We start from the raw sequence: 12,959 nt of genomic DNA, 5'->3' as shown, positions 1-12,959 counted from the left end.
AGACAAGATGCTTGTGAGCTTGGAGGAAGCAGTTGTTATCTGCCAGGCGTGGACGGCGCTGGCTGTTTTTCGGTGACAGAGGCATTTTTTCCTTTGGCAACAGCGAGCACGACGATGACGGTCGCCAGCACGGCTCCCCATGTAAAAGGCTCGGCGAGAAGCAGCCAGGAGGCGATAATCGACAAAAACGGCTGGAAGTATTGGGTCTGGCTGACGCGGGCGACGCCGCCAAGCGCAAGGCCGTGATACCAGGCAAAAAAGCCGAGAAACATGCTGACGACGCTGATGTAGCCAAAGCCAGCCCAGACGGTCCAGGAAGCACGCTGCAATTCCGTCAGGAGCGGACCCGCGATCGGCACGACGAGAAACGGGAAAGCGATAATCAACGACCAGCTGATCACTTGCCAGCCGCCAAGCGTTTTGGAGAGCTGCCCGCCGACGGCGTAGCCGATGGCAGCGGACACGACGGCTCCGAGCAACGCGAGGTCAGCCCATTGCAAGGCGCCAAACCCGGAGAGAACAGCGTAGCCGATAATCGTCAGGCACGCGACTATGCTGGAAAGCCAGTACGTTTTTCCCGGGCGCTCTCCGGCAAAAAAGGCGGCTGCGCCTGCTGTTGCGAGCGGCAGCAGGGCGATAATGACCGCGCCGTGGGTAGCGGGCACGCGCTCCATTGCCCATGAGGAGAAAAAAGGAAAGCCGATCACCACGCCAGCGGAAACGAGGACGAGCTGGCTGAATTGGGCCAAGGACGGCAGCGGAACGCGCTTGAACACGAGAACCAATGCAGCCAAGATGGCAGCGATCAGCGCACGGCCAAGTCCGGCCGATGCGGGCGAGAGCGCAGTGACGACCACTTTTGTCACAGGCAGGGTGAGGCTGAAGCTGCATACGCCGAGCAAGCCGTATAGCATGCCCGCCTTTTCCAAGGTCATGCCGCCGTCAGGCTTTGCTTGTGCGGGCGTGTCTTGCGCCCGTTTTGTGTGTGCTTCCTCCGGTAGAGAGTCTGCTTTCATTTGTGATCCCGTCCTTTGTTGATGAGAAATGCGAACAGTGTGCTTTCAGCTTAGTAGAGGACGGATGGGAACGGTAGGGCCAATTGGCAGCAGGATGAGTAGGCCAATTTGTCGAAGCTAATGGAAAAAAAGACGGTGAAGAGGCGGGAGCGAAATGGAGTGGAAGCCTGACAAGCTTGCGGGGATTCCGGTGTATCAGCAAATCGCGAAAAGATTGGAGCAGCAAATCGTATCCGGGGAGCTGCCGCCAGGCGCTTCTTTGCCGCCCGAGCGGGTATTGGCGAGAAGATTCGGCGTAAACCGGGGAACGGTATCAGCGGCATATGAGGAATTGCGGGCAACAGGGCTGTTGCAATCGTGGCAAGGAAGCGGTACATGGGTCAGCCGACATTTGTGGGGAGTCCAGCAAATGCCGAACTGGTACAAATACACGAACGGAGGCGCATTTTTGCCTGCCTATCCGCTTGCCAAACGCATCCAGGATGCTTGCCTGGATTCCTCGATCATTAACCTGGCGAAAGCAGAGCTGCATACGTCGATGATTCCGTCTATGTCTGCCGAGCAGTTGGGCGGTTTGAAGCATATGCACCTGGAGCTTGGCTACGCGCAGCCAAAAGGAGATCCGGGACTGCGGGCCGTGCTGTCCGAGCATTTGGCGCAGCATTACGGGATCAAAGCGGACAGCGAGGAAATTTTGGTGACCTCCGGGGCGCAGCAGGCGCTGCATCTGATTACGCAGTGCCTGTTGAATCCGGGCGATGCGGTCGCGATGGAAGGGCCGTCTTACTCGTATTCCTTGCCGCTGTTCAGCTCGGCCGGGCTGCGGCTGTTTCGGCTGCCGCAAGACGAGCAAGGGATCATCACGGAGGCACTGGTTGCTTTGCATCGAGAACAGCGGATCAAAATGGTTTTCGCCAATCCGACATACCATAATCCGACCGGAATTGTGATGAGTGAACCGAGGCGGGCGCAGCTTTTGGCCGCGTGCCAGGAATTGCGGATTCCTTTGGTGGAGGATGACGCCTACGGGGCGCTCAGTCTGGCAGGAGCGGCACTTCCTCCGCGACCGATCAAGGCGATTGACCAAGCGGGACATGTGCTTTACGTCAACAGTGTGTCCAAGACGGTAGCTCCGGGGCTGCGGATCGGTTGGCTGGTGGGGCCGCGCTCTGTCGTGGAGCGGCTTGCTGACGCCAAGCAGCAGATGGACTTCGGCACAAGCAGTATCTCGCAGCAGCTTGCGCGTCATTTTTTGCAGGAAGCAAGCTGGCAGGAGCAAATAAACAAACTCGCCATTTACTTGCGAGAGCAGCAACAGGCGATGAACGCTGCTTTGGAAACCGAATTGCAACAATATGCTGCCTGGAACAGACCAGCGGGCAGCTATCACATCTGGTGCCAACTGCATGAGCCGCTAGAGGAACAGGAGCTGCTGGATCGTGCAATCCGGGAGGGAGTCGTCTTCACTCCGGGCGGGGTGTATGGTGCCGAGCCGGGGTGGCTCCGGCTGACGTATTCGTGGGAAGAGCCGGACAAAATCAGGGAAGGGATTCGCCGCCTGAAAAAGGTGCTTCAAATGAGCAAGCGATAAGGAACGTACCCCTGGACCATACTAGGAAAATCACATCAGGATGGAAAAGGGGGAGTACGATGGGATTTTCGCTTGTTATCGGATTTCTCGAATCCCTGACCTCTTATTATTTGGTCATTTTGCTTTTTGTGGTCGGTCTGATTTTGCGTTTTCGGTACTATGTCGCCTACCGCAATCGGCAGCTGACCCGTGATGCGGCTGTACGAGACCTTCAGGGGGACCGCCAACAAGATGCGGATTTTGTACGCTGAGGCATGGATAACAGAAAAAATGCCGGTATCCTGTACGCTAAGGATTACTGGCATTAACAATTGATCTGCTACTTCGGATTATCTTCTGGAAGTAGCGAATATTCTAAACCCATAAAACTAGCTACAGAGAGCTTTTCTTCGTTTATGACCTGAAATCGGTAACTAGCAGGAGACAGTAGCGCCTGGTTATCAGCTTCTGTTACATTTTCTTTTAGCTTTAGCCGTTGCGAAATCGTATACCGATTCTCTTTGCTGTTTAACTCAATTTGAACGAGTGAAGGAGTCTCAACAAGCAAATTTTTAATTGTCTCGTTCCCTGGCAAATCTGCAAACGTAAAGTAAATGGGTTTTTCAGTATGCATCATTTTTTCTTTCAAATGGTCCGAAAGTAAGATTCGTAACGTGAGTTCTACCGAATTACCGTTTTTTGTTATCTGAAGCACGGATGTTTTTAAATTCTCACCTGTAAATTCATCAAAATATTCGTAAACGCTTACATATGACTTCTCTTTAGGGACTGTATCAGATGAACTAGCCTCGCTGCAACCGCTAAGGAGAACTATGAACAGAAGGAGAAAACTATAGAGAGGGCGGATCATAGATCTCTTGATTTTTTGCTAGAATACTCTTTGTACGAGTATTTCACGTTAACATAGTGAGAATCTTTTACTCTGCCTTGAAAATATTCGACTAAGCTTCCGGTTGTTTTTACGGCTTTCGATCCGTATTCAACAGTTGTAAGAGTACGCTTTGGTATGACCCATGTATGGGTTGTTTCTACAGTATCTTCACTTCCAAATGAAACTTCTGCATTAATGCCTACTTTCCCCTCTATTATCCTCCAGTTGACTTTTGTCTCGGCAGACGCACCTATTTTTCCAGTCAGAAAGGTTTTTCTTGTCACTTTTCTTGAAAAGGAATCGTTTTCGTTACTATCATTTTCAATATCAGCCTCATAGGATTTTGAATTGTATAGGTCCTTAGAAGAAATTTCATAGACTTTTCCAGTCATATCATTTCCTAAAGGCCTAAATTTAGATGAATCGTTCTTTGTAAGGGCATCTGTAAAATCGTACTCTACTGGGTTCTCATATACACGTTCAACGATCTGTAGGTTACCTATTTTAATAGGCGCACTTTGAGATACTGCGAAGGCAGAACCAGCTCCAGATACAACTAAACTGCTAAGTAAGAGAGTTGCGAAAGAAAGTTTTTTAATATTCATTTTTATCCTCCTGTATATTATCAGAATTTTTAAATACAAAACGATTACAACATATATTTTCAATTAAGGTTGTGATTACTTCGATTCAAATATCATTCTTGATTGAATTAACAGAATGTACTGATCTAATTGCTGACTTAATTCCACGACTTCATCATCCAACAAATCATTCTTCTCCAAAAACAATTGCACCAGTTGTTCCCTTAATTGTTCCACAATGTTTTTCAAATGATCTACATCGTGATAAGTCTCTCCTTCCCGATCTAAAGGTAGCATGGTACTTTTACTTATAGGAGCTGTAACTGCTCCTCCTGTGGGCGTTCCTTTAACCTGGTGAAGGGGTGGAACGCCCTTTTTATAGGCAATAGCTCCTATGGTTATCACTTCCCTTTTTATTACAATAAAGTACATTTATAACTATATACTAACATTCAAAAAGTTAGCGATTGATAAAATTTGAATAGTAAAAAAAAACATCCTCAAAAGAGGATGATTACTTTTAGTGTTTATCCACCAACACCGTGCTCATATTGTATAACGGTTCCTTTAGGAATTGCTGTTTGTCCACTCGCGACGCTGCTACACAGTCCCAAAACTAGAGCTATTGATAGCAAAATCGACCTCTTCATTTCGTATCCCCTCCATGATTCGCTTGTACTCCCTTTGTTGTTGATCTGTTGCATGTGATCGGAAAGTTTCAAATAGTGTAACGCAACGAATGAAATTACTGTCATTCTTCATGATAGCCGATAAAACCAGACAACGTAAAGTATCCTCCATTCCGCTTACGTACTGGTCATTGTGAAGTCGATACATAGCTAGCTCATATCGAAAACGAAAATAACGATCCGTCTGGATGGGATCATTGTAATCATTAAAATCATTAATCTGATTTGAAAATTGTTTGAGAATCTCATCCACTTTAAATCTATGCTTATTGGCTGATTCCATAATGCCTATTAGGCCAGAAAGGAGTTCGTTGGGGTGATCGATAAGGAAACGAGTGTATATAGGCAGAACATCGATGTCACCCAGAAGGACCTCTAACGTATATCGATTAGCCGTTGCCCACAGTCGAAACTTTTCTACCTCTATCCGTCCAGTTTCATCCAATAGTTCAAACCCACTCAGATCAGCATAACCAGAGATATACTCCTTCGCTTCTTCATACAATCCTTGTTTTTCCAGGGCAGCACTCTTCAAAAGGAATCCCTGACCGTAGTATACAACTAAATGCCGTTCTGTCTTCAGCGGAAGGGTTTTTCTGTTGATTTTTCGCCCACGCAACTCATTCTGATAAACAGCAGTTGCCAACTCTCTTAGCTCATCTGCATAGCGCTCTACCTCTTTCCATTTGTGAAGCGAAAAGCATACATTGGCAAGCTGTAATAGGGCATCCAATTGATAGTTTTCAGGCAGTCTCTTTCGATATGGGTCAAATTGTATAACTGCCCTCCAATTTTTCTCGGAATCGGTGCCTTGTAGAACTCGAAATAATCGATACTGTGCGATGACAAAACGTTCATTGTGGCTGTCTTTATCCGTATCAATGACGAACTGATAAAAAAGAACCGACTCCTTACGTTTCCCTTTGGTAAAAAGTTGCTCAGCTACCTGAAAAAGAATGGATGTGTTTTTCTGATAGTCCAGTAGCTTGGAAACAATCGAATCAATGCAATCCCGCCGACCAATTTCCGCGCATCGAACCAGGAATGGGATAACCCTGGAGCGCGAAACTCTTCCTTCTACAAAACACTCTGCCTCGTACAATTCGTACAGCCAGCCTTGAGCTTGCTCAAACACATGAGCGAATGCATCCAAGTGCCCAATCGTCATTGCCCGTGGTGGAATTCGATTTACGAGGTCGCTCAATACTCCCTGATTAATACCTGTTATCTCGCTAAGTCTAGTCAGTGTGTAACCACGTTCTTTTAAATGATATTCAATCTCTGATCGTAATGATCGTTGAACTGTCTTGCCTTCCCCCATATTACATCTATTCCTCCTTAACACAAGTAACACCAGACTTCCTATATTTTACAGAAGGTGCAATCTCATGTAAATATTTTACAAAAAATATCACCCTTCAATATTTGTTCATTTAGATTACACCTTCATCCTGAATATAGTTGGCCTCGACCAAACACTCTAAATAACATACCGTGTAGACATTTTCTCCGATCCGCAGCTGTTGCTGGACGTAATCGGAGCTGCCGCTCATCTGCTCGGCCAGTTCCTGTTCCCAATTCACGATCAAGCCCTCCTGAAAAGGAATACGAGTAGTGTTCAACAAGCGCCCAAATATATGCAGGGCAACCATTGCAAAAGGGCGGAATCGGAGTATAATAAAACATATATTTCGCTAGGTAAACATTTTTGGTGGAGGCAAATTTCTATATTTTTTTGACCAAGAGTTGCCTTGGGGCAAAAAAGGTGACTTGATCCACAAATTGAGGTGAAGGGTTATGCTATCCAGATCAAACTCAGGCGAAGCTGCCCAAAATCAGCAAGCATGGAGAAAAGAGGCGGATGGGCCATCGTTGCCGGAAGTCCACCGCTCTATGAAAGTTCCGACCAAAGGCTCGTGGGTTCGCAAGTTTCTAGCTTTCGCTGGCCCCGGCTATCTCGTGGCGGTCGGCTATATGGACCCGGGCAACTGGGCGACGGATATTGCGGGCGGCTCCCTTTTCGGCTACTCCTTGCTCTCCGTTATTTTGCTATCGAACCTGATGGCGATCTTGCTGCAAGCGCTGGCTGGAAAGCTGGGGATTGTGACAGGAAGAGACTTGGCGCAGGCATGCCGGGATCACTACAGCAAGCCGGTAGCCATGGGACTGTGGGTACTGTGCGAGCTTGCCATCGCGGCGTGCGACCTGGCAGAAGTCATCGGGGCGGCAATCGCCCTGAATTTGCTTTTCGGAATACCGCTCGTGTACGGTGTGTTGATTACCGCGCTTGATGTCATGATCGTCCTGTTTTTGCAAAACAAAGGATTCCGCTATATTGAAGCGCTCGTGATTGCCCTGATTGCGACGATCGGTGCTTGCTTCGCATTCGAGATGTTTTGGTCGCAGCCGGACATCGCCGGGATTCTCGGCGGCTTCATCCCCAGCACAGAGATTGTGAAAAATCCGGAGATGCTCTACATTGCGATCGGGATTTTGGGGGCGACGGTCATGCCGCACAACTTGTACTTGCACTCGTCCATCGTGCAAACGAGACAGTACGACCAGACGACGTTGGGGAAAAAGGAAGCGATCAAATACGCAACGCTCGATTCGACGATTGCCCTGGTGTTCGCCATGGCGATCAATGCAGCGATCCTGATCTTGTCCTCCGCGACATTTCACCAGGCGGGGATGACAGATGTGGCCGACATTGCAGACGCTTATCACCTGCTGGCTCCCCTGCTCGGCACGACGCTTGGCAGCATTTTGTTCGGGGTCGCTCTGTTGGCGGCGGGGATGAACTCGACATTGACGGGAACGCTCGCAGGCCAGATAGTCATGGAAGGCTTTTTGAACTTGCGAATCACCCCATGGCTGCGCCGGTTGATTACCCGCCTGATTGCCATCGTGCCAGCCGTCATCGTCACCGCGCTGTACGGCGAGAGCGGGGCTACCGACTTGCTGATTTTGAGCCAGGTCATTTTGTCCCTCCAACTGTCCTTTGCTGTCGTGCCGCTCGTTAAATTCACCAGCGACAAGGCCAAAATGGGCGAGTTTGCCAACGCCGGGTGGCTGAAATGGCTGGCCTGGATCGTGGCGACGATCATTATGGGGCTGAATCTGTATTTGCTCGTGCAAACATTTATCGGATAAAAGCGAGAAAATCCTCTCTGTATACAGGGAGGATTTTCCTTAATTATGAAACCTTTTCCGAGCTGAAACGTATGAAAAATAGATGCAATCTTGGAAAGGAGTGACAAGCGTGGGCGTACTTGAAACCGTCTACATGGTCTGCCTTGTGAGTGGCATTATTTATACCGTCCTATCGCTTTTATTCGGCGATGCGGTCTCGGATTGGCTCGATCATTTTCATTTGCCGCTGTTTCAGCCAATCACTTTTGTCAGCGGCCTCACCGCTTTTGGCGGCGCCGGGTATATTTTGTCCCGTTTTACCAGTTTGTCTGACCTCGTCGTGTTTGTGTTGTCCGCGGTCATCGGTGCGGGTTTGGCAGTCTTCGCGTACTTTCTCTGGGTAAAGCCGATGAGCCAGGCAGAGAACTCAACAGGCTATTCCATGACCCAACTGGGCGGAAAGCTGGGCGAGGTGGGCACGACGATTCCGGCAGAGGGCTTGGGCGAAGTGCTGTTGCCCATGCTCAGCGGGACGACCTACCATATGGCTGCCAGTCTGGAGCGGGTAAGCATCCCGCAAGGAACGCGCGTCGTAGTGGTAGAAGTGCGCGACCATGTCTTGTACGTTATTCCTTTCCAGCCTGAATCATAGAAAAAGGAGCTGAGAGTGCATGTTTGAACCGGACATTTTAGTAACGGTCGGTATCGTAGTCGCAGTCTTTCTCGTTTTGGGGATCGCATTTTGGGCAAGGTACAAAACCGTTGGTGCCGATGAAGCGATGATCGTGACAGGGAGTTATTTGGGCACGAAAAATGTGCTGAGCGACGAGTCTGGCCGCAAAATGAAAATCGTCCGCGGCGGCGGTGCGTTCATCCTCCCGATTTTTCAACAAGCAAATTTTCTGAGTCTTCTGTCCCACAAGCTCGACGTGTCCACGCCAGAAGTATATACAGAGCAAGGTGTACCTGTCATGGCGGACGGTGTGGCGATTATCAAGGTCGGCGGTTCGATCGAGGATATTGCCACCGCTGCCGAGCAGTTCATGGGCAAAAAAGATGAGGCTCTGCGTGCCGAGGCGCAGGAAGTGCTCGAAGGCTACTTGCGGGCGATTCTCGGCAGCATGACGGTGGAGGAAATTTACAAAAACCGCGAGCGCTTTGCCCAGGAAGTTCAATCGGTCGCGACCAAAGATTTGAAAAAAATGGGGCTGTCCGTGGTCAGCTTCACGATCAAGGATGTGCGCGACAAAAACGGTTATTTGGCAGCGCTGGGGATTCCGCAGATCGCGGCAGTCAAGCGCGATGCGACGATCTCGCAAGCCGACGCAGACAAGGAAGCGCGGATCAGACAGGCCCAGGCCGAAGAAGAGGCGCGCAAAGCCGAGCTGCTGAAAGAAACGAACATCGCGGAAGCGGAGAAAGATAAAGAGCTGAAGGTAGCTGCCTTCAAACAGGAGCAGGACCGGGCGAAAGCAAGCGCGGACCAAGCCTACAAGCTGCAAGAAGCTGTCGCCAAGCAGCAAGTTACGGAAGAAGAAATGAAAATCGATCTGGTGCGCAAGCAAAAAGAGATCGAGCTGGAAGAAAAAGAAATTTTGCGCCGCGAGAAGCAATATGACGCGGAAGTGAAGAAAAAAGCCGATGCGGATCGCTACTCCGTGGAGCAAGCGGCGGAAGCGGAAAAGGCGAAAAAACTGCGCGAAGCAGATGCGCTCAAATACCGGATCGAGGCAGAGGCGAAAGCGATGGCGGAGCAGAAGCGACTGGAAGGTCTGGCGATTGCCGAAGCCGAGAAGGCGAAAGGAAGCGCAGAGGCAGAAGTAACGCGCCTCAAGCTGGAAGCCGAAGCGGAAGGGAAGGAAAAGCTCGCGGAAGCGTTCGAGAAGTTCGGTCATGCCGCCATCTTGGACATCATCGCCAAAATGCTGCCTGAACTGGCCGAAAAAATTGCCGAGCCGATGAGGGCGATCGACAAAGTAACGATTGTGGATGCGGGCGGCGGTCAGGGAGACGGCGTCAACCGACTGAGCGGCAATGTCACGAAGCTGATGGCCCAACTGCCAGAGATGCTCAAAGACGTATCCGGGCTTGATATGAACAAAATGATTTCCGATTTCATGCAAAAGGGCAGTGCGGCGCAGTCTGTTCCAACGGCGAACCAAAGCCAGCCTGCTGCTCCGTCTATCTCCCACTTGCTCGCGGGCAATCCCGCAGATGACAAGGCACGACCAGCAAACAAAACGGATCACAAAGCATAATGCGAAGGTGACAAAACACAAATCCCCCTTCAGCCACAAGGGGGATTTGTGCTGTTTAATCCGCTCGGTCTACTTGCTTGAGTCTACCGGAGTGCTTCATCAGCTCACTGACGGTAACGAAGCTGTAGCCGCGTTTTTTCAGCTCGGGCAAAATTTGTTCCAGCGCCTGCACCGTCTGTTTCCGGTTTCCGCCGTAGTCATGGAACAGGACAATATCGCCGTTGCGGGCGTTGTTCAGCACCTTGTCGACGATCTTTTTGACGCCGGGGTCTGCCCAATCGCGCGTATCCTGGTGCCACGACCACATGATGACCAAAAAGCCGGACTGCTTCGCCGTATGCACGATGGACTCGCTGTAGTATCCCCCAGGCGGACGGAACAGCGCAGGCCGTATTCCTGTTGCCGAATGAATCGCTTCCTGAGTCTTTTCGACTTCCTCTCGCAACTGCTCCGGGGAAAGGCGGCGAATATCGGGGTGGCTGTAGGTATGGTTGGCAATCTCGTGCTGATCCTGAGCCAGCGAGCGAACGACTTCCGGGTACTGGCTTACACGTGAGCCAACCACGAAAAAGGTAGACTTGGCCTCGTACTTTTTCAGCAGGGCGGCAATTTGCGGGGTGTAGCCCGGGTCCGGCCCGTCGTCAAAAGTGAGGGCAATGATCTTGCTTTTCGTGGGAACTTCCCAGACGATCTCCCCGCGCGTCTCGTAGTATTCGCGATTTTTTTCGCGAATCGCGGACACCGTTTGGCTGTAGGAGAGAAGCAGGAACACGGCACAGGTGAGGAGGAGCAAGCGTACATGTTTTTTCATAACACACCTCATTGTGGAATCTCTCACCCGTTACTATGCGTCAACTTGTCCAAATTATTCTGTTGTGTACTTGTGGAAAAGACACTTGTACTTTTTGGGTGGATACATTAAGCTAGTAACATAATTCATGTAAAGAAAAAGACCGGACAAGAGCGGATAGATGGAGGAGTAAAGAATGAAGGTAGCAAAATTTGGTGGCACTTCCCTGGCGAATGCCGAGCAAATAAAAAAAGTGTGCAGCATCGTTTTGGCGGATCGGGACAGACGTCTCGTCGTCGTTTCAGCCCCTGGCAAAAGACATAAGGAAGATACAAAAGTAACAGACCTCTTGATCGGCTACGCGAACCGTTTTTTGCAGGAGCAGCAGGCGGAGGAAGAAAAGCAGGCTGTTTTTGCGCGTTACGAGGAGATCATCGCTGAGCTGGGGCTGGGAGAAGCTGTCGCAGAGCAAATCAAAAGCGAGCTGGATGACGTGCTGAGCAATCGGCAAGGCTTGTCAGCGGAGCGCTTCATGGATGCTGCCAAAGCAGCGGGAGAGGATACGTGCGCCAAAATCGTGGCCCACTACTTGCGAAGCTTGGGCGAGGAAGCGAGCTACGTCAATCCGCAGGACGCGGGGATGCTCGTATCCGACGAAGCGGGCAACGCCCACGTTTTGCCGGAAGCTTACGCGAAGCTCGCTTCTTTGCGGGAACGTAGCGGAATTACTGTCTTTCCCGGCTTTTTCGGGTATGCGAAAAGCGGTGAGTTGGTGACGTTCTCGCGTGGCGGCTCGGACATTACCGGCTCGATTTTGGCGGCAGCGGTGACTGCGGAAGTGTACGAAAACTTTACCGATGTCGACTCGGTGTACGTCGTGAATCCGAACTTGATTGCCAACCCGAAGGAAGTGAAGGAAATCACGTACCGCGAGATGCGGGAGCTGTCTTATTCGGGATTCAGCGTGTTTCATGAGGAAGCGCTAATTCCGGCTTACGAGGCTGACATTCCGGTGTGCATCAAAAATACGAACAATCCGTCTGCGCCAGGCACCATGATCGTTGCCGAGCGTCCGTTTGCGACAAACAGGGTGTCGGGAATCGCCAGCGACAGCGGCTTTTGCAGCATTTACGTCAGCAAGTATTTGATGAACAAAGAAATCGGCTTTGGCCGCAAGCTGTTGCAAATTTTTGAGGAGGAAGGGATTTCGTACGAGCACACTCCTTCCGGGATCGACAATATTTCGGTCATTTTGCGCGAGAAAGACCTGACAGAAGAGAAGGAAAAGCGGATCATCGAGCGCATGTTTCGCGAGCTGGGAGCGGACGACGTCGCGGTGCAGCACAGTCTCGCACTCGTCATGATCGTCGGGGAAGGAATGCGCCAATCGGTGGGCACCACAGCCAGAGCGACTACTGCTTTGGCTGCGGCGAAGGTGAATCTGGAGATGATCAATCAAGGCTCTTCTGAAGTCAGCATGATGTTCGGGGTGAAAGCGGCAGAAGCCGACCGCGCCGTAATCGCCTTGTATCAGGAGTTTTTTGGAGACGAAGGGGAGACAGCAGCAGAACTGTTGGCTGCTTCGTCCGCCGCTTCTGTCACGGTGTAATCGCGCAACAGAAATGCCCCGTTCTTCCATTGATAGACGCGCCACTCCGGTGTCTCAGACGCCAAGCTGACGATCCAGTAGGAAAGCGTAGGGTAGTGCCAGCCCAAAACGTCTTGTCTGGACGGGATGGGAGCGGTATGCGGGTGCGTGTGCAGGACGCCCAGCCATTGCAGCTGGCGCTTGCGAATGGAGTGAAGCGCCTGGAGAAAGGCAGGGCCGTCCCAGGAAAAGTTGCCTGTGTCCGAAGAGATCGGCATGGCAACCGCATCGGTAATCGTCGCGTCTCTGCCCGCAAGCAGAGCGGAAAACTCATAAGGAACCGCCTCCTGAGCGTCACGCAGGAGGCGGTTCGCTACTTTTCGGCCCATGTATAATTTGTTATCCTTAAACGCAAAGGGGTCACCCAACCAGTCAGTTGT

Annotated in this window: 14 protein-coding genes; 6 read left to right on the top strand and 8 right to left on the bottom strand. The window is 50.7% G+C overall.

The window, feature by feature from the left end; translation table 11 throughout:
* Nucleotides 1-35 precede the first annotated feature (35 nt).
* On the bottom strand, nt 36-935 hold the full coding sequence (locus DEP07_RS13775) for a DMT family transporter (protein ID WP_173596772.1): 900 nt from the start codon (nt 933-935) through the stop codon (nt 36-38).
* A 235-nt stretch (nt 936-1,170) separates the two neighbouring features.
* Between DEP07_RS13775 and DEP07_RS13770 the strand changes: the two genes are divergently transcribed.
* Nucleotides 1,171-2,607: an aminotransferase-like domain-containing protein gene (locus DEP07_RS13770; protein WP_287102619.1), complete on the top strand. Its 1,437-nt coding sequence runs from the start codon at nt 1,171-1,173 to the stop codon at nt 2,605-2,607.
* A 59-nt stretch (nt 2,608-2,666) separates the two neighbouring features.
* Nucleotides 2,667-2,858 (top strand): hypothetical protein, encoded by a 192-nt coding sequence (locus DEP07_RS13765; RefSeq protein WP_287102618.1) that lies wholly within the window; start codon nt 2,667-2,669, stop codon nt 2,856-2,858.
* Between the two features lie 68 nt (nt 2,859-2,926).
* Here the strand turns inward: DEP07_RS13765 and DEP07_RS13760 are convergent, their stop codons facing one another.
* From DEP07_RS13760 to DEP07_RS13740, 5 genes are all read right to left on the bottom strand, one after another.
* Complete coding sequence (locus tag DEP07_RS13760) at nt 2,927-3,457, bottom strand: hypothetical protein (RefSeq protein ID WP_173598502.1); 531 nt, start codon at nt 3,455-3,457, stop codon at nt 2,927-2,929.
* Complete coding sequence (locus DEP07_RS13755) at nt 3,454-4,083, bottom strand: hypothetical protein (protein WP_287102617.1); 630 nt, start codon at nt 4,081-4,083, stop codon at nt 3,454-3,456. Before DEP07_RS13755 ends, DEP07_RS13760 begins: the two co-directional genes overlap by 4 nt.
* Nucleotides 4,084-4,158: 75 nt before the next feature.
* Nucleotides 4,159-4,494, bottom strand: coding sequence for an aspartyl-phosphate phosphatase Spo0E family protein (locus DEP07_RS13750; protein ID WP_217365631.1), 336 nt, complete (start codon nt 4,492-4,494; stop codon nt 4,159-4,161).
* 168 nt (nt 4,495-4,662) lie between these two features.
* Nucleotides 4,663-6,072: a helix-turn-helix domain-containing protein gene (locus DEP07_RS13745; protein WP_287102616.1), complete on the bottom strand. Its 1,410-nt coding sequence runs from the start codon at nt 6,070-6,072 to the stop codon at nt 4,663-4,665.
* A 112-nt stretch (nt 6,073-6,184) separates the two neighbouring features.
* Complete coding sequence (locus DEP07_RS13740) at nt 6,185-6,334, bottom strand: hypothetical protein (protein ID WP_173599649.1); 150 nt, start codon at nt 6,332-6,334, stop codon at nt 6,185-6,187.
* Between the two features lie 214 nt (nt 6,335-6,548).
* On the opposite strand from DEP07_RS13740, the gene DEP07_RS13735 reads away from it, so the two are divergent.
* The 3 genes from DEP07_RS13735 to DEP07_RS13725 all read left to right on the top strand — a co-directional run bounded on the left by DEP07_RS13735 (nt 6,549) and on the right by DEP07_RS13725 (nt 10,141).
* Complete coding sequence (locus DEP07_RS13735) at nt 6,549-7,904, top strand: Nramp family divalent metal transporter (protein WP_122964466.1); 1,356 nt, start codon at nt 6,549-6,551, stop codon at nt 7,902-7,904.
* 109 nt (nt 7,905-8,013) lie between these two features.
* Nucleotides 8,014-8,535: a serine protease gene (locus tag DEP07_RS13730; protein WP_287102615.1), complete on the top strand. Its 522-nt coding sequence runs from the start codon at nt 8,014-8,016 to the stop codon at nt 8,533-8,535.
* A 19-nt stretch (nt 8,536-8,554) separates the two neighbouring features.
* A complete protein-coding gene (locus tag DEP07_RS13725) occupies nt 8,555-10,141 on the top strand; it encodes a flotillin family protein (protein ID WP_122964468.1) in 1,587 nt (528 codons plus the stop codon).
* Nucleotides 10,142-10,196: 55 nt separating this feature from the next.
* Here DEP07_RS13725 and DEP07_RS13720 read toward each other — a convergent pair whose 3' ends face one another.
* A complete protein-coding gene (locus DEP07_RS13720; protein ID WP_287102614.1) occupies nt 10,197-10,952 on the bottom strand; it encodes a polysaccharide deacetylase family protein in 756 nt (251 codons plus the stop codon).
* A gap of 175 nt (nt 10,953-11,127) precedes the next feature.
* Here DEP07_RS13720 and DEP07_RS13715 point away from each other — a divergent pair, with 175 nt between their 5' ends.
* Complete coding sequence (locus DEP07_RS13715; protein WP_287102613.1) at nt 11,128-12,540, top strand: aspartate kinase; 1,413 nt, start codon at nt 11,128-11,130, stop codon at nt 12,538-12,540.
* On the opposite strand, the gene DEP07_RS13710 is transcribed toward DEP07_RS13715, so the two are convergent.
* On the bottom strand, nt 12,462-12,908 hold the full coding sequence (locus tag DEP07_RS13710; protein WP_287102612.1) for a M67 family metallopeptidase: 447 nt from the start codon (nt 12,906-12,908) through the stop codon (nt 12,462-12,464). The two genes, DEP07_RS13715 and DEP07_RS13710, sit on opposite strands and share 79 nt — an antisense overlap.
* Nucleotides 12,909-12,959: the final 51 nt, after the last annotated feature.

Source organism: Brevibacillus sp., from assembly GCF_003521185.1.
GTDB classification, from domain to species: Bacteria; Bacillota; Bacilli; order Brevibacillales; family Brevibacillaceae; genus Brevibacillus; species Brevibacillus parabrevis.
This window is presented reverse-complemented; position numbering and strand designations above follow the sequence as displayed.